This is a genomic window from Candidatus Spyradosoma sp. SGI.093 (assembly GCF_050314555.1).
GTDB lineage: Bacteria > Verrucomicrobiota > Verrucomicrobiia > Opitutales > UBA953 > Spyradosoma.
Genome location: NZ_JBNPNH010000001.1, coordinates 53,058 through 70,414, shown reverse-complemented (window position 1 = coordinate 70,414; position 17,357 = coordinate 53,058). Strand labels below are relative to the sequence as shown.

The window sequence follows — 17,357 nt, the reverse complement described above, 5'->3', positions numbered from 1 at the left end:
ATCGTTTAAGCTTTTCGCCTCTTAAGCTCCTTTTCCCGCCGACGCGTCGTTCATTTTTCCTCAACGAGCATTCATTTCCGAAAATGCGCATCGCGATCATCAAAGGCCACGTCACGGCGACGGTGAAACACCCGACGCTCGAGGGCTGGCGCATGCTGATCGCGCAGCCCGTCACGCCGGACGATTCGCCCGACGGCCCGCCGCAGATCGTCATCGATCCGCTCGGCGCCGCCGTCGGACAGAAGGTCGTCATCAACAGCGACGGCGCGGAGGCGCGCCGCCTCATCGGCGCGAAGCATTCGCCCGCGCGCTGGACGGTGCTCGGCATCGTCGATCCCGCGAAACCCGCCGACGGCGAAGGAGGCGCGCGATGAGGGCGGGAACGGTCATCGGGCGCGTCGTGTGCTCGGTCATGCACCCGGCCTTCCGCGGCGACACGTTCGTGCTCGTGCTCCCGTGGAACACGAAAACGTGGAAAGCCGGCGGCAAGGCGGATTTCGACAATTCGCTGGTCGCCTACGACGAGCTCGGCGCCGCCGACGGGCAGACCGTCGCCTTCGCCGAATCCGGCGAGGCCGCCGCCGCGCTCAATCCGCCCAAACCCGTGGACGCCTACTGCGCCATGATTCTGGACGCGGTCGACTACAAGCCCTGACGCTCCGCGCGGAAGATTCCGCGTCCGCAAAGCGGCGGAACGACGGCGGAACTCCGATTTCGAAAAATCTTCTCGACGCGGGAACGCGGGAAAAACGATAATGCGCGTATGGCAGAAGACGGAAACGGTTTCATTCTTTTCGCGGGCGACGACGATTTTCTCGTCGGGCGCGCCGCGCGTGCGCGCTGGGAAAAGGAAAGCGCCGAGGCGTTCGACGACATGTCGAAGGACGTCCTCGAGGGCACGGCGCTCGGCGTGGACGACATCGCGGAAATCGTGGACCGCTTCGTCGAGTCCGTGCGCACGCTTCCGATGTTCGGAGGCAGAAAATACGTCTGGCTGCGCAACGTGAACTGGCTTGCGGACGGGCGTCTCGTCGAATCCGACAAGACCGCCGCCGCCGTCGAGCGCCTCGCCGAAGAGGCCGCGCGGACGGACCGGAGCGCCGTCTTCGCGATGATCTCCGTCGTGAAGCCCGACAAGCGCCGCTCGGCGACGAAGCGTCTCTTCAAGCTCGGCGAGCTGAATCTGGTCGCGGGCGGGAGCGATCCCGAAGACCTCTTTCCCGCGCTGGAGGCGGAGGCGCGCCGCCTCGGCGTGAAGATCGACGACGACGCCCTGCGCGTGCTCGTCGAAAAGGTGAACCGCCACACGCGCATGTGCTGCGTCGAGCTCGAAAAGCTCGCGTGTTACGTCGGCGAAGGCGGCACGATCGACGCGGCGACCGTGCGCGAGCTCGTTCCCGTCTTCGGCGAAGGCGATTTCTTCGAGCCCGTCGAGATGTTCTTTTCCGGCGACCTGGCGAAGACGCTGGCGTCGCTGCGCGCGTATTTCTTCAACAACGACTCGGCGCGCCCGCTGCTGAGCGCGATGCAGAAACGCAACAGCCTGCTGATCCAGCTGCGCGCGCTGACGGATTCCGGCGCCGCGCGGCTGAATTTCCGCGGGGAAATCCCCAAGGGCGACATTCTCGCGGCGGCGGAACGCTACGGACAGCTTTTCGGCGGGAACGACGAGAAATCGAGCTACAATCTTTTTTCGCAGAACGCGTGGTACGTCGGCGCGAAAGTCGCGGGAACGCTGCGCGATCCGCGCGTGACGCTGCGGCGTCTCATCGACTGGCAGCTCGATTTCCTCCGCGCGTTCGAGGAGCTCGTCGCGCGCCCCCGCGAAGACGAAGCCGTGATGCGCGAGCTCGTCTCCCGCTGCCTGTCGTGACGCAGCGGCGTTCCCGTGGGCGCCCTCACGCTTCGAAAAGCGCGCGCGGGAGCTCGACCGAAACCGGGCAGTGGTCGGAGCCGAGCACCTGCGGCAGGATGCCCGGCGCCGAAAACTGCGACTCCAGCGCGCGGGAGACGAGCCAGTAGTCGATGCGCCACCCGACGTTGCGTTCCCGCGCCTTCATGCGGTAGCTCCACCACGAATACGCCTTTTCCGCGGTCGGATTCTTCGCGCGGAACGTGTCGACGAAGCCCGCGTCGAGCGTCTCCGAGAACGAGTCGCGCTCCTCGATCGTGAAGCCGGGATTGCGTTCGTTGCTTTTCGGATTCGCGAGGTCGATCGGCTTGTGCGCGCAGTTGAAGTCGCCGCAGACGGCGACGGGCTTGCGCGCCGCGAGCGCCTTCAGGTGTTCGCGGAAATCGCGGTCCCAGCGCAGGCGGTAGTCGAGCCGCGCGAGCTCGTTCTGCGCGTTCGGCACGTAGGCGCAGACGACGGTCACGCCGGGAAATTCCGCGCTCAGCACGCGGCCTTCCTGCGGGTGGTCTTCCGCGGCGTCGAAATTCGTCGAGACCGACAGGGCGGGGAATCTGGAAAAAATCGCCGTTCCCGAATAGCCCGGCTTGTCCGCCGGATGCAGAAAGCGGTGCGGGAACGCCGCGCGCAGCGAGTCCGGAAGCTCCAGATCCGCGGGACATTTGATTTCCTGCAGACAGAGCACGTCCGGAGAAAATTCCGCGACGTAGGCCTCCAGCCCTTTGCGGATGGCGGCGCGTAGCCCATTCACGTTCCAGGAATGCAGTAAGACGTTTTCGCTCATGACGCAAAAGGCTACAAAAAAAGCGCTCCCGCGGGAACGCTTTTTTTTCGTCGGTGCCGTGCGGCGTTTCTCAGAAATCGTCGTCGAAGAAATCGTCGCCGGAATCGTCGGAGGAGGAATCGGAATCTCCCGAATCGTCGGAATCGCCGGACGAGTCGTCGCCGGAATCGTCGGAGGCTGCGGAGGAGGACGACGACGCGGAGCCCGCGGCGACCAGCCCGTCGGAAATCGGCTTGCCCGTGTAGAGTTTCTTGAACGTCGTGCGCGAGGCGTGGACGACGAAGACCTGGCCCGTCACCGAGCTCTTGACTTCGAGAACGCCCGTCGGGCCGACCTTGCGGATGAACACGCGCGTGCCCACGGGAATTTCGACCTTGCCGATTTCCGTGCCGCGGTTGTTGAGCAGCGGAATCTTCGTGCCCTTCACGCGGATCTGGACGGCCTTCGGCCAGGTCGATTTCTTGCGGGCGATTTCCGCGTAGTCGAGCTTTTTCGGCTTCGCGGGAGCGCTTTCCGCGGCGGGAGCGGGCTCGGATTCGCCGCCTTCGTCCGAGGCGGAGTCGTCGCCGGAATCGTCGGAGGACGCGGAATCGTCGTCGCCGTCGTCGGAGGAGGAGCCGGAATCTCCCGAATCGTCGGAAGCCGCCGGCTCTTCGTCGGATCCGGCGGGCGTCTCGTCCTGCGTTTCCGCGGGAGCGGCGGTCGCGGGCTCGGCGGGCTTCGCCGGCTCGGGCGCGGGCTGCGCGGCGGGAGCGGGCGTCTCGTCGACGAAGACCTTGGAGTCGTCGATCCCGGTCTTGCGCGGCGCGGCGGGAGCGGCTTCCGCCTTTTCGGCGCGCGCGGCCTTGCCGTCCGCGACGCCCTGGAGAATGCGCGAGGCGAGATTGGTGTTCACCCATCCCTGCTGTTCCGCGAGCATGTAGCTCATGAAAACCAGAACGGCGAGACCGATCCCGATGAGAATCTTCACGAATGAGCCGAATGAATTGTTTTCGTCAGACATTTTTTTGCTTTGTTGAGAATTTTACTTGAAAAGACAGCTTCGCAAATGTCCCCGCCGGAGGCAAGGGCATTTTCGCCTCGGCGAAAAAATCATTCGTCGCGCCCGATCCAGACGACGCCGTTCCGCAGGTCGAAGATGATTTCGAGGCGGTTCAGCACGTCCAGCCCGAGCAGAATCTTCATCGCCTCGCCGGGGCGGATCAGGCGCGGGGAAACGTCGGGCACGGCGAGCGTCTCGGAAAATTTCAGCGGCGCGGGAACGCCGAATTCGACGGCGACTTTCCGCGTTCCCGTCGCGGTGGTCACGAGCGCGGTCCGCTTTTCTTCGGCGGCGCCGATCCAGAAATCCGCGGGAACGCTCGAGCCCACGGCGCCGCTGTCGATCAGCGCCGAGACCGCCGCGCCGCCCGGCTTCTGCGGCGGGAGCGTCACCTGCACGCAGGCCGTTCCCGCCGTGCGCCGAATCGGGAATTTCTCCTTGCCGGCGAACGCTGCCGAGCCCGGCTCGACCCATTCCATGCGGCGTCCGCCGAAGGAAATGCGGCAAGGCGCGAGCGTCGTCGCGTTCATGCCGAGAATGCCGACGACGTCGTTCAGCTCCGGCAGGGCGCGGCGCAGACCTGAAAGGTCCGCGAGCGGCATTTCGACGTCCGCGAAACGTCTGCCGCCGAGGCGGAATTCGCCGATTCGCGCGAGAGCGATTTCCGGACTCGCGAAGGTGTACACGCCGTCGCTCTTCAACGGCACGACGCGCGTCTTCAGGGCGGGGAAAGTCGCCTTCGCCCACGCGGCGTCGAGCGAGGTGTGCGAGGCGCCGGTGTCCAGCAGCAGCTTCGCGGGAACGCCGTCCACCGTCGTCTCGACGAGGAGGAGCGTCTCGCCGAGCAGCGGGATCGCGCCGGCGGAAAACGCGGCGCTCCCGTTCCCGCGCGCGGGCGGCTCGGCGGCGAGGACGTGCGCGGGAACGAGCGCCGCGCAGAGGAGAAAAAACGTGCACGAAAAAATCTTCATGCGTCGAGCTTGACCCGCTGTTCCCGCTTTCGCAAACAGGAACTCCGCGGCGCGCGCGGAAAAACGCGCGCGGTTTGTCCACAAATCGGCGCCCTTGCGGGAACGCTTTTTTCGCCTAAAATGAACGCACTTCAATTTCTCAATCCGCGACGAACCATGAAAAATTCCGATTCCATCACGCTCCGCGACGCCGGCAAGACCGCCTTTTTCGCGCGCGACTTCAAGACCGCCTTCGAGCGCTTCGGCGAGGCCGCCGCGCTCGGCGACGCCGAGGCGCAGTGCTTTCTCGGCGAATTCTACGACGATTTCGGCCGCGGTTTTCCCGTCGATTTCGCCAAGGCGCGCGAGCTCTACGAAAAATCTTTCGCGCAGGGATTCGCCCGCGCGGGAACGAATCTTTCCGCGCTCTTCTCGAACGGCCAAGGCGTGCCGCGCGACGAAGCCGAGGCGGAAAAGCTGCTCGCCGCCGCGCTCGCCCGCGGGGACGCGCTCGCGGTGCAGCTGGAGGCGGCGAAAATCTTCCTTGAAATCGAAGAAGACGCTCCCGACGCGCTCAAGAAAGCCCGCGCCGCGCTCGAGCTGCAGCGCCGCGCGGAAGCGGACGCGGACTTCGTGCGCGCCTACGGGAAGCTCTCGCCGCTCCTCGAGCTCTTCGTCGCCCGCATCGCCGGAAAGCTCGACGCCGAGACGTTCGCGACGGAAACGCGCGCCGTCTGCCGCGCGCTCCGCAGGGCGCTGAAGAAGGCGGCGCTTCCGAACGACTCGCTTTTCTTCGTGTACGCCTTCGTGAAGATGCGGACGGACGACGATGAACTCGCGGAAACGCTCCTGCGCGAAGCGGCGCAGGACGGTCCCGCGACGGCGAAGGCGACCCTCGCCTGGACGCTTTACTCCGGCGGCAAGCCCGGCGCGTTCGCGCTCGCGCTCGAGGCCTTCGGCGCCGTGCCGAGCTGCGACGCGGCGCTCGTGCTCGCGCTCTCGTACGCGTTCGGCGAAGGCGTCGAGGAAAAGCCCGAGGAGGCGCGCTACTGGTTCGACCGCGCGATCGAGCTCGCCGCCCCCGAAGACGCCCCGCGGCTCGGCGACGCGCACGCGAGCTTCGGCCTTTTCGAGCAGGGGCAAGGCGACTTCAAGGCGGCGGAACGCCATTTCCGCGCCTCCGCCGCGCTCGGCGACGCGAACGGCGCTTCGGAGCTTGCGCGGGCGCTCTTCGCGCGCGACGATCCGGAGGCGTTCACCTTCGCGAAAGCCGCCTACGAAGGGGGAGCTGTGCTCGGCGCGCGCGTGCTCGCCGCCTGTCACCGCGACGGCGTCGGCACGAAAAAAAGCCCGAAGGACTTCGTCAGAATCGCGCGCGAACTCGACGCGGCGGACGAGGCGGTCGGCGCCTACATGCTCGGCGGCGCCTGCCGCGAAGGCTTCGGCGTTCCCGAGGACGAGGCGCGCGCGATCGCGTATTTCGAACGCGCGGACGCGCTCGGCGACGCGGACGCCGCCGGCCGGATCGCGCAAATCTACCGCATGCGCAAGCCCGCGGACAGGCGCGCCTTTAAGTGGGCGAAAAAAGGCGCGGAGCAGGGCGACGCCGACGCGATGGTCGAGCTCGCGCGCTGCTTCCGCGTCGGCCTCGGCACGAAACGCGACGAGGACGCGGAGCTGGAATGGCTCCTCAAGGCGGCGGAGCTCGGCGAGCCCACGGCGCGGTTCTGCGCGGGCGCCGAGCTCGTGACCCGCGAGGAATTTTCCCGCGCGCGGGAACTGCTGCTCGCCGCCTTCGACGAGGGCGACGCCGACGCGGCGTTCCAGCTCGCGCGCTGCGAATGGAACGACCCCGACGGCGACCCCGAAGCCGTGGTGCGTTGGGCGAAGCTCGGGACGAAGAACGGCGACGCGGGCGCGTGGGGCATTCTCGGGCTCTGCGCCTGGCACGGCGCCGGACTGCCGCGTTCCCCCGAAAAGGCGCGCCGCTGCTGGCGCAACGGCTCGAAGCTCGGCGACCCGCAGTGCGACGAACTCCTCAAGAACCCGCCGGAACCGGAAGATTGAAAAAAGTCGAGGGGTTTAAAAGGTTGAGGAGTTGAAAAGGTAATTACTCTTCAACTACTAAACTCCTCAACTCCTGAACTCTTAAAACTTTCCTCTTCAGACTCATGAAAAAAACTCTCTTCAGACTTTCTCTGCCCGCGCTCGCGTGCGCGGCGGCGATCTTCACCGGAAGCGCGCTCGGCGCCTTCTTCGCGGGAACGCCCGCCGAGGCGCGAGAACATGCGCCCGCAGCTTGCCGCGACGACGCCCCCGACGTCTTCGCGCATGCGCGGGAACGTCTCGAAAAAATCCTCGAGACGGAGCCGCTTTCGCAGCTCAAAATGACGATGGCGGCGGCGGAAATCTTCCGCCTCGCCGAAGCCGAAATCGACTGGCTCGAATGCGACGTCGAGAACGCTCCCGCCTTCGACGAGGCGGAATACGCGCGGGAACGCGACGCGTGGCGGGCGCGCTTCGACGCCGCGCTGAACGCCCCGTCGGATTTCGACGGCGGCACGATGGAACACGCCGACCGCGCCCTCCGCGCCGCCGAGCTGCTGCGGGAACGCGCCTCCGCACTTCGCGCGCGCCTCGAAAAAACGCGCTGAACGCTCCCGAAAACTTTTTTTTCATCGGCATTTTTCCTGCTTGACGCCTTTTAGGGGGGGTAAAATTGTCTCAATTTATTTCCCCTCGTCACAAAATCACGAACCCAATCAACAGAAAAAACATCATGAAACAGCTCAACGAAACGGATACGAGCCGCGTGAACGCGGCGTTCGACGCGGGACGCAAAAACGTCTCCGAAAAAGACTTCGACGAAGTCCTGGATCGCGAGGAGGAGTTCAACGAAAAAGGCTCCAAGCTCGGCGACATGTGGGACAACGCGAAGCTTCTCTTCCAGATGCTCAAAGACTACAAGGCGGGAAAATACACGGACGTGCCGTGGTCGCTCATCGCCGCGATCGTCTTTGCGGTCGTCTATTTCTTCTCGCCGATCGACGTCATTCCCGACGTGATTCCCTTCCTCGGCTACGTGGACGACGTGGCGGTCTTCGGCATTCTGCTCAAGACCTTCGCCGACCAGATCGCCGCCTACAAGACGTGGCGCGCCTCCGCCTCCCTCCCGCCCGCGGAAACGAAGTGAAATTTTCTTAACCCCAAAAAACGACATGAACAAAAAATCCGCTACTACACTGGTTCCGGCGGCGCTCGCTCTCCTCATCGGCATGAGCGGCTGCGCCACGGACGTCTCCAACGACCGCACGCACACGCCGATCACCGGTGTGAAGCCCGTGCTCTTCAAGCCCGTTTTCGAAATCGGGTCGAAGAAAATTTCCGGCGAAGGCGAAGCCGGAGGATTCTTCAACTTCGACTTCGAAATCAAGGCGCCGAAGTTCTCGCTGCCGAATTTCGGTGCCTCGAACTCCGCCGCTTACGTCGAGCCGTCCATCTACGAAGGGCTGACGCCGACGCAGGCGGAAGCGCTTCGCGAAGCCGTTTTCGACGCGTGCGAAAAGAACAGGGCTGAATACCTCGTGATGCCGCATTTCAAGATCCGCACGCGTTCGTTCCCGTTGCTGAGCTTCATCTGGTCGAAATCGTACTGCTCGATTTACGGCATTCCCGCCAACGTGAAAACCGTCGTTCCCATGGACGTCGAGGACGCGAAGGCGGAAGTCAATCTGCACGTGTCCGCGACGAAAAGCGCGGACGTGGCCGTGAAGTGACGCCGACCGCAAGGCGACGAGACCGTGACGCTTCACAGCCTCGTCGCCTTCACGACTTCTTCCGTTCCATGAGTCTGCTCAAACTCGCTCTCGATCCGACGCGTTCCCGCTCCGCCCGGCTGTTCTCGGCGGCGGAAATCGTCTGTCGCGCCCTCTGCGCCGTCGCCGCGGCGCTCTACGCGCTGAGCCTCGCGCAGAAATTTCTGCCGCCCGACTCGCTCCCGCTCGGCGACGCAGCCGGCGCGGGGCTGACGATTCTGCTCGCCGGCGCCGTCGGCTACGCGACGAACTGGCTCGCGATCCGGCTGCTCTTTCACCCGGTCCGAAAACGCTTCGGCTTCCTGCAGGGGCTCATTCCGCAGAAGCAGACGGAGCTCGGCGAAAAAATCGGCGAACTCGTCGCGAACGACCTCATTACGCCCGAGATGATCGCCGCGAAGGCGCTCCCCGCCGTCCGCGCCTATCTCGACGAAAACGCCGACGCCCTCATCGCGGGAACGCGCGACGCGCTGCTCGACGCCCTCGCCGAACGCCGCGACGACTACGAGCTGCGCCTCGTGCCCGAGCTCAAGAAAATCCTCGCGGACGCGCTCTTCCGCGTCGCCTCGCCGGAAAACGTCTCCGCCGCGTTCTCGTCCGCGCTCGATCCGCTCCTGCGCGAAAACTCCGGCGCGCTCGCCGAGCTCGTCGCGAACGCCGCCCGCGCGAACAGGCCGGAAATCGCCGCCGCGATCCGCGAGCGCGCGGGGAAGATCATCAGTGAAAAAACGGCCGCCGGGCTGCGCGCCGCGCTGCCGGTCGTGCTTTCCCGCGGCGGTCCGCTCGGAGGCGGGATCGGTCTCGGGCTGGGCATCGGCGACTACCTGCTGAAGAAATTTTCCGACACGTCGCTCATCGAGATGGTCGTCGGGAAATTGACGAAGCCGATCGCCGACGCGCTCGCGGACTACCTCGCCGGCGAATGCGCCGACCTGCTTTCCCGCGACAACGCCGAGCGCTTTCTCGGCCGCGCGCTCGACGCCGCGGGAACGTGGCTGCGCGACGGCGCGGGCGCCGAAAAAATCTCCGCCGCGATCCGCCGCTTCGATTTCGAAAACAACGACGTCGTCCACGACGCGCTCGCTCGGCGCGTGCCCGAGGCGCTGGAGAAATTTCTGCGCTCGGACGCGTTCCCGCGCCTGTGCCGCGACGTGATTCTGCCGCGCCTCCGCGAACTCGCGGAAAAATTCCTCGCGTCCGATTCGCCGCAGCTCCGCGCGCTCATCGCGAAATTCGACGTCGCCGAACAGGTCGCGACCGTCGTCCGCGAACAGCCGCCCGAGCGCTTCGAGGAACAGATCGACGCCGTCGCCGCCGAACAGCTCGGTGCGATCCAGGTCCTCGGCTTCGTCCTCGGCGCCCTCGTCGGCGCCGCCCAATGCCTGCTTCTGTGACGTGCGCAAACAAATAAATGAAAAAGTCTTTTTGAAATTCAAAATCTCAAACAACATGCAAAAACGAAAACCCGAAAGCGGCTCGCCCGTTGCTGTGAGGCGCGCTCAAAAGAACCTGAAACCGAAGACGGCTTCCTCCGCCGTTCCCGCGAAAGCGAAGAAGCGCGCGCTCGCGAAAGCCGAAAACACGGCGGGAAAGAAAACCGGATTGCCGCTTGCGATACTCGCGACGCTTAGCGCTCCTCCCGCTGTCGCCGCCGGCGTAGTCTTCACCAGCAAAGTCGCGAAACCGCTCATTGAAGATTGGAGGATTTCGCGGGCGTGCCGGCGGGAACTCGAGGCGGGGCGTTTCATTGCGGCGGAGCAGGTCGCTCCGGGAACGCTTGTCATCTGCGCGCTCGCGAAGAGCGTCACTCATCATTCCGGCATTTGGCTCGGCGACGGCACGATTGCGGAACTCGACGGGAACGGAAATTATCGTGCGATATCGCTCGAGCATTTCATCCACGGCGACGAAGGCGAGCACTGGCGCACGGGCTCGTTCGCCTACGCCGCGTGCGATTCAAACGGGAACGCGTTCGGTTCCGAAAAGGTAGCGGCGTGCGCGCGCGCCTTTCTCGGAAAAAAGACGAACTACACGCTGGACGCGAACAACTGTCACCGCTTCTCGGCAGCGTGCCACAACGGCGGGAACGAAGAAAACGTCTGGCGTGCCCTGGAAACGTTTTCCATCGGCAAGCTCGTCGACTACGTTCGCGCCCTCCACGACCTCAAAAAAATCTCTTGGCGCCCGATCGGCGGGGAAAATGCGTGAAGAGATCAGCATAAAATTTTCATTTCAACCTAAAACTCAAAAGAAGGTAAATTCATGAATATATCATCAAAAAATCCACGTTCGGAGCTTACTTCTCGCGATTTAAGAGATTTGAAACGAGCTCATGAGCTCGCCTCTCAAACACCTTTTATCATTCGCGTTTCCGATGTAATAGGAAAGCTGCCGACTAAGGCGCTCGAAGTTCTCCCGGATAAAGTAAGCTCGCATGTCGCCTCTGCTACAAAAAAATCCTTGGAGACTGCTCTTAACGTAGCGCTTTTTACCATGGACACCTCGAGCAAAGGAGAGGAGTCAAACGACTGGTGGCATAAGTTTGCTGTTTTATTGACTGGTGGCGTAGGAGGTGCGTTTGGATTCGCAGCGTTAGCGGTAGAATTGCCTATTACAACGGGCATCATGCTTCGTTCCATCGCAGACATTGCTCGTTCCGAAGGTGAAGATTTGAATCAGCCGCGAGTGCGTCTTGAATGTCTCAATGTTTTTGCGCTTGAAGGAGGGAAAAAGAATGATGATGATGCCGATACGGGCTTTCTTGCGACGCGTATGGCTCTTACGCGTCTGCTTGGAGAGGCTGCTGAATACTATATGAAGAAAGCTGGAACAAAGGCTACTGCACCCGTTTTTGTAAAGTTAATAGAGCAAATCGCAGCGAAATTTGGAGTCACCGTATCTCAGAAAGTTGCCTCGCAGGCGATTCCCGTTGTTGGAGGAGTTGCTGGAGCGACAATCAATACCTTATTTATGGATTACTACCAAGATATGGCGCGGGCGCACTTTATTCTGCGTCGGTTGGAACGTAAGTATCCACCGGAGTTGATCGCCGAAATTTACGAAAGTTTATGAGGTGTTTACTTTTTAAAATGTGTCTAGAGAAAGTCTTTAAAATATGAGATTTTTAAAAATAAAGAATGAAGACTTGATTCTTGATGTATATGCTTCTTTGAAGTCTCTACTCATGACTCTTTCTTTTAATTCGACATCTTTATCTTGTTTGAAAAAGAAGGTTGGAAATGAAAGTTTTACTATTAGTAGCGAGACTTTGGTATCCAATCTTTTGGATTCTGTTGATAAAAAACGTGTTTTGTTTTACGAGTATAATAAAATTGGTGACCCTATAGAGTGCACGCAGAAGTCTTCCAATACGGTTTGTTTGGGAATAGATACAGGATTTGCAAATGGATTCGCGCAACCTCTTTATATTCAATATATTAAACGTGATGGTGTTTTGAAAGAAGTTGGCTTTTTTACAGGGATCGAAATAGAGAAAAACTTAAGGCTGTATCGAATGGGGAGGATTGTGTTTGATGATTATGAAAAGGCTAATAGATTTATAAAGGATTTGGAAAAAGAATTGCTTCCAGGGGAGGTGTGGAAATATGAAAAAACAAATTTTCTCGGGTATAGAAAGACAGAATATGAAATTCTCGAGTCGTACATACGCACTGTTTTTGAAGCACTCTATGACGGCTGGAATCTTCCTGCCTCGTTAAACTATGAAAAAATAAAGTTTTCTGAAGATAAGAAATATGCGCTTTTTAATACGGGACTTCTTTCTAAAAATGCGAGGGATGTTTTAGTTCTGGGCGAGGTTGATTGGATGGATGAAAAGAAAAGGTTTTGTCTATTAAATCCAATTCTTCTAAGAGACGGTTGTACAGGACTTATAAACAGAGGCTTTTCACATTCGGATTTAGACGTTGATATGGTAAGTTTCTTTTCTGATATTTCAGAGATTGTCTATGATGCTACGTTAAAAGTAGATACTGATGACATTGAAAAGCTAAATCATTGTATTGAAGATGGTGTTAAGCGGGGACGATTTCCTGAAGAATGGGAGCAAAAATTTCGTGACGGAAGAGTCAGAGAGGTTACAGACCGATTTATTGATGCAATAAGGAATTCACAAAAAATCGCTAGAAGAAACTATAAATATGTTGTTCCACAATATCGAACTACTCTAGTGGGTAATTATATTCAGTTTTTAATGCCGATTTATATGAATTCAAATTATGAAAAAAGTCCAGATTTTGCCCTTGTTCTAAGCTTGGTAAAAGATAGGGAAGGGAAGAAGCAATTTTATAGGATGGAGACTATTTTAGAGTTGGCTTGGGCGTATAATAATGCTCGAGTAATATGCAAGCCCGATGATAGTTGGCTCAATCCAAGTAAAATAGTTGGAAGTGCTGTTTTAGAGGAAGAAATGGAATAAAAAATTTCCCGTTTCTAGAAGTCGTCTTCTAGAAACGGGAAAGAAACTACTTCTTTCTGGAAAACAACAAGAATGTGCCTCCTACAATTGCTGCTCCAACTGCTACCGCAATGATTGCGGCAGAAGCTCCACTGGCAGCAACAGAGGCCGTTCCTATTGTTAAAAGAAGCTTTGTCGCTTCAGGTGCTTTACTAGGTAAGTTTTTCATTTTTAGAGATCCTTTCTGTTTTTTAAGATTGCAGTTCTTCGTCTTAGAGTTGTAGGCTCTTTAACAATCAAAGAGATGGTTCAAGAGCAGAACTCTTAGGTGGTTAGAATAATGAAAAATTTATTAATGGTTCCATCAAGGATGGAAAATCAAGAGTCGAACGCTAATGCGAACTACTAGGTAAATACAGTGTTTAATTGCCTTCCCAAAGTCAAGTATTTTTGAAAGATTTTTTATGTATCGCGATTGTGTATACATAATCCTGCAATTAATCGTCCTTTCGGCATGTCGATTTTCCCGAAGGACGGAGGTGCATTCGTCAGCCCTCGAAATCTCGGCGCAAATTTTTGTCGCGAAGAAAACGCTTGCGTGGGGAATGTGGGCGCTTTCTTGGGAATGCTTTCAGTAGGCGAGCTTTTCCCGAGTGGCGCGTTTCCGGAATGCGCGCGTCCGGGTGGGAAAGGCATCCGTGCGCATCCGTGTCCATCCGTGTTTTTTCAGGACTTTGCGGAAACGGGCGGGCAAGCGAGGCGCTTGCCCGCCCGTGAAATTCACGGTTCCGACGAATCTTTGCGGCTCGGCGGGCGGTTGCGCCTTTCAGTCGCGTGGTTTTTTTTTCGAGCCCGCCCCCAAGCGGCGTTCCGCCGCATGTGGTTATTTTTGTTTCGCGTTTCACGCGGAGTGCAGAAGCTTCGCGAAACCTCGCTCCGAAAAAGAAATCCTCCAAAATCCCCGCAATCCCTGTTGAAAAAAGGCTTAAAGCTTAAAGCTTAAGGGTTAAAGGTTAAAGAGAAGTTTGCGGAAACGGATTTCGGCGGGCAAGCGGGACGCTTACCCTCCGTTGCGTTCACGCGTATTTTCCGTTTCTTCGTTCCTCTGTGTTAAAAGAAGAGCTTAAAGCTTAAAGGTTAAAGCTTAAAGGTTAAAGCTTAAAGGGGAAGTTTGTGCAGGCGGATTCCGATGAAGCGACAGGAATGTCGCCTCTCCCTTAAAACCTTTTCTTTAACTTCCTTTTACTTTGCGGTTTTCTTCGCGTTCTTTGCGTTAAAGAAGTTTGTGTTCGCTGATTTCACGGGCAAGCGGGACGCTTACCCTCCTTTTCGTGCAATTCGTGCAATTCGTGGATTCTGAAAATCTGCGGAAATCCGCGAGATCCGCGGGAAAAAAGTTTGTGCAGACAGATTTCAAAGAAGCGACAGGAATGTCGCTTCCCCAAAACTTTTTTTGACTTTCCTTGGCTTCGTGGCGGTCATTCGCCGGCGGCGAGGGCGGCGCAGCCTTTGATGTCGAGCTTGCCGGTCGCGAGGACGGGGATTTTTTCGACGACCTTCATTTCGCGCGGGAGCCAGAGATTCGCGAGCCCGGCGTCGGAAAGCTTTTTGCAGAGCTCGCCGAGGTTGAGGTCCGGAATCGTGGTGAGCAGCACGAGCTGCTCGCCCTTCGCGGGATCGGGGCGCCCGGCGACCGCGATCTGCGGCAGCTGTTCGACGTCGAGCGCGAGCGCGCGCGTGATCGCTTCCTCCACGGTGCCGTGCGGCACCATTTCGCCGCCGATCTTCGAGAAGCGCGAGAGGCGGCCGCGGATTGTGATGAAGCCGCTTTCGTCGATCGAGACGAGGTCGCCGGTCTTGTACCAGCCGTCGGCGTCGGTCGCGGGAACGGGCTTTCCCGAATCGTCGAGATAGCCGGGGAAGACGTTCGCGCCCTTCAGGTAGAGCATTCCGGGGCGATCGAATCCGCAGGGCGAATCGTCGTCCGTGTCGCGGACGCGCGCGGACATACCGGGGAAGAGAATGCCGACGGATCCGGGCTTGACGCCGCGGTGGACTTCGCCGGGCGCGCCGTTGTTCACGGGAACGTCGGGCTTGTTCACGGAAACGACGGGCGAGGCCTCGGTCATGCCGTAGCCTTCGAGATAGGCGGATTTCGGGAATTTCTTCATCCATTCTTCGGCGAATCCGGCGGGCGTCTTTTCCGCGCCGGCGACGACGAGGCGCAGCGTGTCGAGCTGCTCGGGCGTCGCCTTCTTCAGGTAGGCGCGCAGGAACGTGGGCGTGCTGATGACGGCGGTGACGCCTTCCTTTTCGATGACGGAGACGTTTTTCGCGTAGTCCAGTGGCGAGGGCGTGGTGACGGCGCGGACGTCCTGCGTCGGCGCGAACCACAGCAGCACGGTGAAGCCGAAGCAGTGGAAGATCGGCAGGTTGCAGAGCAGGCGCGTTTCGGGCGGGAGAATGTCGTAATCGACGATCTGCGAGACGTTGGCGAGAATGTTGCGGTGCGTGATGACGGCGGCCTTGGGCATGCCGGAGCTGCCGCTGGTGAAGAGCAGGGCGGCCTCGCGGTCGCCGCCGGCGGTCGGAATTCTCCAGAGGCGCTTGGTGAGGCGGCTCGGCAGCAGCACGAGCTGGAGGAACGCGAAGATGATTTCGGCGCGGTTGATGTGCTTGAGGCTGTCGAGAATGTCGATCCGGCGCTCCGTCCACGGGAAGTCCGGCAGGCGTTCGTCGATCTGCTTCTTCATCGGCGCGACGGTGATCGTCGTGCGCACGCCCGACTTGGCGAGACAGGCCTCGACCTGCGCCCTGCCGAGCGTGAAGTTCAGGTTGACGGGGATTTTTCCCGCGAAGGCGACCGCGTAATTGGCGAGCATGCCGGGCGTTCCCGCGGGCAGCACGACGCCGACGCGCTCTTCCCGCACGAGGCGGCGGATGCGCTTGGAGATGCAGTAGGCGGCGGCGACGAGAATCCCGCGCTTGAGCACCATGCGTTCGCGCGAATGATCGACGACGCCGATGCGGAACGGATGCGCCGCGGCGGCCTCGACGATGGTTTCGGCGACGTGGCCGCGCGTCAGCAGGTCGCGCATGCCGAAGGCGCGCACACCCAGGTCGAGCAGGATTTCACGGGCTTCGGAAAGCGATTTCTCGCCCGGATTTTTGCCCATGCGGAAGGCTTCGCCGAAGACGACGTTGATTTCGAGGCGGGAAAGGCTCGGGCGCTTCCAGAAAAGTTTTTTGCGGCGCCAGCTGAAGATCGAGCGCCACGTGCCGTCGATCCAGACGGGAACGACGGGAACGCCCGCGCGCTCGGCGATGAGGCGGAAGCCGCCCTGGAAGGGCTGCAGGCTGCCGTTGCGCGTCATTCCGCCTTCGGGGAAGATGCAGACGACTCCGCCGGCGTCGAGCGCTTCCCGCGCGGCGCGGACGGCGGAACGCGCGTTCGTCGGCGAGACGGGAATGGTGTGCATCACACGCATGAACCAGTGCAGCGCGGGCATTTTTTCGAATCCGTCCCAGGAGAGGAAGCGGATCGGCCGCCGGCACGCGAGTCCGAGCAGAATCACGTCCACGTAGGCGGCGTGATTGGCGTAGAGCAGGACGCCGCCCTTTTCGGGAACGGCGTTCGCGTCCACCGCGCGCAGGCGGTAGAGCGGCAGGGCGAGCAGCGTGAACACGCCGCGGAAGGCGGCGTAGATCCACGGCGTCTCGCGCCCGTGTTTCGAGCATTTGACGACGAGCGCGAAGAGAACGACGTAAAGAAGGAAGGCGAGGAGGACGTAAAGCGGAATCATGGTCTGAGGAGTATCTGGGTTTTCGGGAAAAGGCTGAAGGCGCGCGACGTTCCCGCGCGATCAGGCTTCGGTTTTGGCTTTTTTCTTGGCTTCGAGCGTCTGCTCGCAGCGTTCGAGAATCTTTTCGCTGCCGGCGTATTTGTAGTCGTCGACATAGACGGCGCGGCGTTTTCCGGCTCCGTCCTTGTAATGGACGACCGCGATGCCCTTCTTTTCCCAACGGCGTTTGTCGATGCCGAAGACGGAGGCGAAGCGCACCTTGCGCAGCGGATTGAAGGGCGGGAACGCGCAGTCTACGCCGGTGAAGCATTCGTCGTCGGCGGCGATGACGCGGCGCATGTCGCGCACCATCCACGTCAGAAACGCGCACGCGACGACGAGCAGCCCGAAGCTCCAATGGAACTGCTGCGCCTCGTTCTTGCGCTTGAGCGGCACGTCGTCCGCGTTCCAGTGGCGCTCGATCGCGAGCGCACGCCATTTCTCTTTGACGAGCGCCTCGTCGGCGCCGTAAACGCGTTTGACGTCGGCGTAAGCGTCCGCCTTCTCGTTGTATTTCGGATAGGCGAAGGCGCCGTCGTAAAAAAACCATCCGGCGGAGCCCAGCAGGAGGATCAGGACGATGATCATGCGGTCTCGC

The 17,357-nt window shown here is 60.0% G+C and carries 18 protein-coding genes; 13 read left to right on the top strand and 5 right to left on the bottom strand.

Annotation, left to right across the window (positions count from 1 at the left end):
* Positions 1-83: 83 nt before the first annotated feature.
* From ACQREB_RS00305 to holA, 3 genes are all read left to right on the top strand, one after another.
* Positions 84-374 (top strand): EutN/CcmL family microcompartment protein, encoded by a 291-nt coding sequence (locus ACQREB_RS00305; protein WP_427763895.1) that lies wholly within the window; start codon positions 84-86, stop codon positions 372-374.
* Complete coding sequence (locus ACQREB_RS00300) at positions 371-655, top strand: EutN/CcmL family microcompartment protein (protein WP_427763893.1); 285 nt, start codon at positions 371-373, stop codon at positions 653-655. Before ACQREB_RS00305 ends, ACQREB_RS00300 begins: the two co-directional genes overlap by 4 nt.
* Before the next feature lie 108 nt (positions 656-763).
* Positions 764-1,873, top strand: coding sequence for a DNA polymerase III subunit delta (holA, locus tag ACQREB_RS00295; RefSeq protein WP_427763891.1), 1,110 nt, complete (start codon positions 764-766; stop codon positions 1,871-1,873).
* 25 nt (positions 1,874-1,898) lie between these two features.
* Here the strand turns inward: holA and ACQREB_RS00290 are convergent, their stop codons facing one another.
* From ACQREB_RS00290 to ACQREB_RS00280, 3 genes are all read right to left on the bottom strand, one after another.
* Positions 1,899-2,693, bottom strand: a complete 795-nt coding sequence (locus ACQREB_RS00290; RefSeq protein WP_427763889.1) for an exodeoxyribonuclease III — start codon at positions 2,691-2,693, stop codon at positions 1,899-1,901.
* A 70-nt stretch (positions 2,694-2,763) separates the two neighbouring features.
* The gene (locus ACQREB_RS00285) at positions 2,764-3,696 is read right to left on the bottom strand and encodes a hypothetical protein (RefSeq protein ID WP_427763887.1); all 933 of its coding nucleotides are present in this window, start codon (positions 3,694-3,696) and stop codon (positions 2,764-2,766) included.
* 89 nt (positions 3,697-3,785) lie between these two features.
* Positions 3,786-4,706, bottom strand: a complete 921-nt coding sequence (locus tag ACQREB_RS00280; protein ID WP_427763884.1) for an aspartyl protease family protein — start codon at positions 4,704-4,706, stop codon at positions 3,786-3,788.
* Positions 4,707-4,862: 156 nt separating this feature from the next.
* Here ACQREB_RS00280 and ACQREB_RS00275 point away from each other — a divergent pair, with 156 nt between their 5' ends.
* From ACQREB_RS00275 to ACQREB_RS00230, 10 genes are all read left to right on the top strand, one after another.
* Complete coding sequence (locus tag ACQREB_RS00275; RefSeq protein WP_427763881.1) at positions 4,863-6,752, top strand: hypothetical protein; 1,890 nt, start codon at positions 4,863-4,865, stop codon at positions 6,750-6,752.
* Positions 6,753-6,856: 104 nt separating this feature from the next.
* Entirely contained in the window at positions 6,857-7,339 is a 483-nt protein-coding gene (locus tag ACQREB_RS00270; RefSeq protein ID WP_427763878.1) for a hypothetical protein, read from the top strand.
* Between the two features lie 125 nt (positions 7,340-7,464).
* Positions 7,465-7,878 carry a YkvA family protein gene (locus ACQREB_RS00265; RefSeq protein ID WP_427763876.1) on the top strand — a complete coding sequence of 138 codons (414 nt, stop codon included), beginning with the start codon at positions 7,465-7,467 and terminating at the stop codon, positions 7,876-7,878.
* Between the two features lie 25 nt (positions 7,879-7,903).
* Positions 7,904-8,461 (top strand): hypothetical protein, encoded by a 558-nt coding sequence (locus tag ACQREB_RS00260; protein ID WP_427763873.1) that lies wholly within the window; start codon positions 7,904-7,906, stop codon positions 8,459-8,461.
* 68 nt (positions 8,462-8,529) lie between these two features.
* Positions 8,530-9,894 (top strand): DUF445 family protein, encoded by a 1,365-nt coding sequence (locus ACQREB_RS00255; protein WP_427763871.1) that lies wholly within the window; start codon positions 8,530-8,532, stop codon positions 9,892-9,894.
* 55 nt (positions 9,895-9,949) lie between these two features.
* Complete coding sequence (locus ACQREB_RS00250) at positions 9,950-10,708, top strand: hypothetical protein (RefSeq protein ID WP_427763869.1); 759 nt, start codon at positions 9,950-9,952, stop codon at positions 10,706-10,708.
* 54 nt (positions 10,709-10,762) lie between these two features.
* Positions 10,763-11,572, top strand: coding sequence for an EcsC family protein (locus ACQREB_RS00245; RefSeq protein ID WP_427763866.1), 810 nt, complete (start codon positions 10,763-10,765; stop codon positions 11,570-11,572).
* Positions 11,573-11,615: 43 nt separating this feature from the next.
* On the top strand, positions 11,616-12,938 hold the full coding sequence (locus tag ACQREB_RS00240; RefSeq protein WP_427763864.1) for a DUF3825 domain-containing protein: 1,323 nt from the start codon (positions 11,616-11,618) through the stop codon (positions 12,936-12,938).
* A 110-nt stretch (positions 12,939-13,048) separates the two neighbouring features.
* Positions 13,049-13,201 (top strand): hypothetical protein, encoded by a 153-nt coding sequence (locus ACQREB_RS00235; protein ID WP_427763861.1) that lies wholly within the window; start codon positions 13,049-13,051, stop codon positions 13,199-13,201.
* 230 nt (positions 13,202-13,431) lie between these two features.
* Entirely contained in the window at positions 13,432-13,920 is a 489-nt protein-coding gene (locus tag ACQREB_RS00230) for a hypothetical protein (protein ID WP_427763859.1), read from the top strand.
* A gap of 475 nt (positions 13,921-14,395) precedes the next feature.
* Here the strand turns inward: ACQREB_RS00230 and ACQREB_RS00225 are convergent, their stop codons facing one another.
* Together ACQREB_RS00225 and ACQREB_RS00220 are read right to left on the bottom strand one after the other, a co-directional pair.
* On the bottom strand, positions 14,396-16,720 hold the full coding sequence (locus tag ACQREB_RS00225; RefSeq protein ID WP_427763857.1) for an AMP-binding protein: 2,325 nt from the start codon (positions 16,718-16,720) through the stop codon (positions 14,396-14,398).
* Between the two features lie 60 nt (positions 16,721-16,780).
* Positions 16,781-17,347: a hypothetical protein gene (locus ACQREB_RS00220; RefSeq protein WP_427763854.1), complete on the bottom strand. Its 567-nt coding sequence runs from the start codon at positions 17,345-17,347 to the stop codon at positions 16,781-16,783.
* Between the last annotated feature and the right edge of the window lie 10 nt (positions 17,348-17,357).

Coding starts and splice junctions, on each gene's coding strand:
- ACQREB_RS00240 (WP_427763864.1), top strand. CDS start 11,616: ATGAGATTTTTAAAAATAAAGAATGAAGACTTGATTCTTGATGTATAT.
- ACQREB_RS00220 (WP_427763854.1), bottom strand. CDS start 17,347: ATGATCATCGTCCTGATCCTCCTGCTGGGCTCCGCCGGATGGTTTTTT.
- ACQREB_RS00255 (WP_427763871.1), top strand. CDS start 8,530: ATGAGTCTGCTCAAACTCGCTCTCGATCCGACGCGTTCCCGCTCCGCC.
- ACQREB_RS00285 (WP_427763887.1), bottom strand. CDS start 3,696: ATGTCTGACGAAAACAATTCATTCGGCTCATTCGTGAAGATTCTCATC.
- ACQREB_RS00250 (WP_427763869.1), top strand. CDS start 9,950: ATGCAAAAACGAAAACCCGAAAGCGGCTCGCCCGTTGCTGTGAGGCGC.
- ACQREB_RS00290 (WP_427763889.1), bottom strand. CDS start 2,693: ATGAGCGAAAACGTCTTACTGCATTCCTGGAACGTGAATGGGCTACGC.
- ACQREB_RS00280 (WP_427763884.1), bottom strand. CDS start 4,706: ATGAAGATTTTTTCGTGCACGTTTTTTCTCCTCTGCGCGGCGCTCGTT.
- ACQREB_RS00300 (WP_427763893.1), top strand. CDS start 371: ATGAGGGCGGGAACGGTCATCGGGCGCGTCGTGTGCTCGGTCATGCAC.
- ACQREB_RS00260 (WP_427763873.1), top strand. CDS start 7,904: ATGAACAAAAAATCCGCTACTACACTGGTTCCGGCGGCGCTCGCTCTC.
- ACQREB_RS00275 (WP_427763881.1), top strand. CDS start 4,863: ATGAAAAATTCCGATTCCATCACGCTCCGCGACGCCGGCAAGACCGCC.
- ACQREB_RS00305 (WP_427763895.1), top strand. CDS start 84: ATGCGCATCGCGATCATCAAAGGCCACGTCACGGCGACGGTGAAACAC.
- ACQREB_RS00245 (WP_427763866.1), top strand. CDS start 10,763: ATGAATATATCATCAAAAAATCCACGTTCGGAGCTTACTTCTCGCGAT.
- ACQREB_RS00265 (WP_427763876.1), top strand. CDS start 7,465: ATGAAACAGCTCAACGAAACGGATACGAGCCGCGTGAACGCGGCGTTC.
- ACQREB_RS00225 (WP_427763857.1), bottom strand. CDS start 16,720: ATGATTCCGCTTTACGTCCTCCTCGCCTTCCTTCTTTACGTCGTTCTC.
- ACQREB_RS00235 (WP_427763861.1), top strand. CDS start 13,049: ATGATTGCGGCAGAAGCTCCACTGGCAGCAACAGAGGCCGTTCCTATT.
- ACQREB_RS00270 (WP_427763878.1), top strand. CDS start 6,857: ATGAAAAAAACTCTCTTCAGACTTTCTCTGCCCGCGCTCGCGTGCGCG.
- ACQREB_RS00230 (WP_427763859.1), top strand. CDS start 13,432: ATGTCGATTTTCCCGAAGGACGGAGGTGCATTCGTCAGCCCTCGAAAT.
- holA (WP_427763891.1), top strand. CDS start 764: ATGGCAGAAGACGGAAACGGTTTCATTCTTTTCGCGGGCGACGACGAT.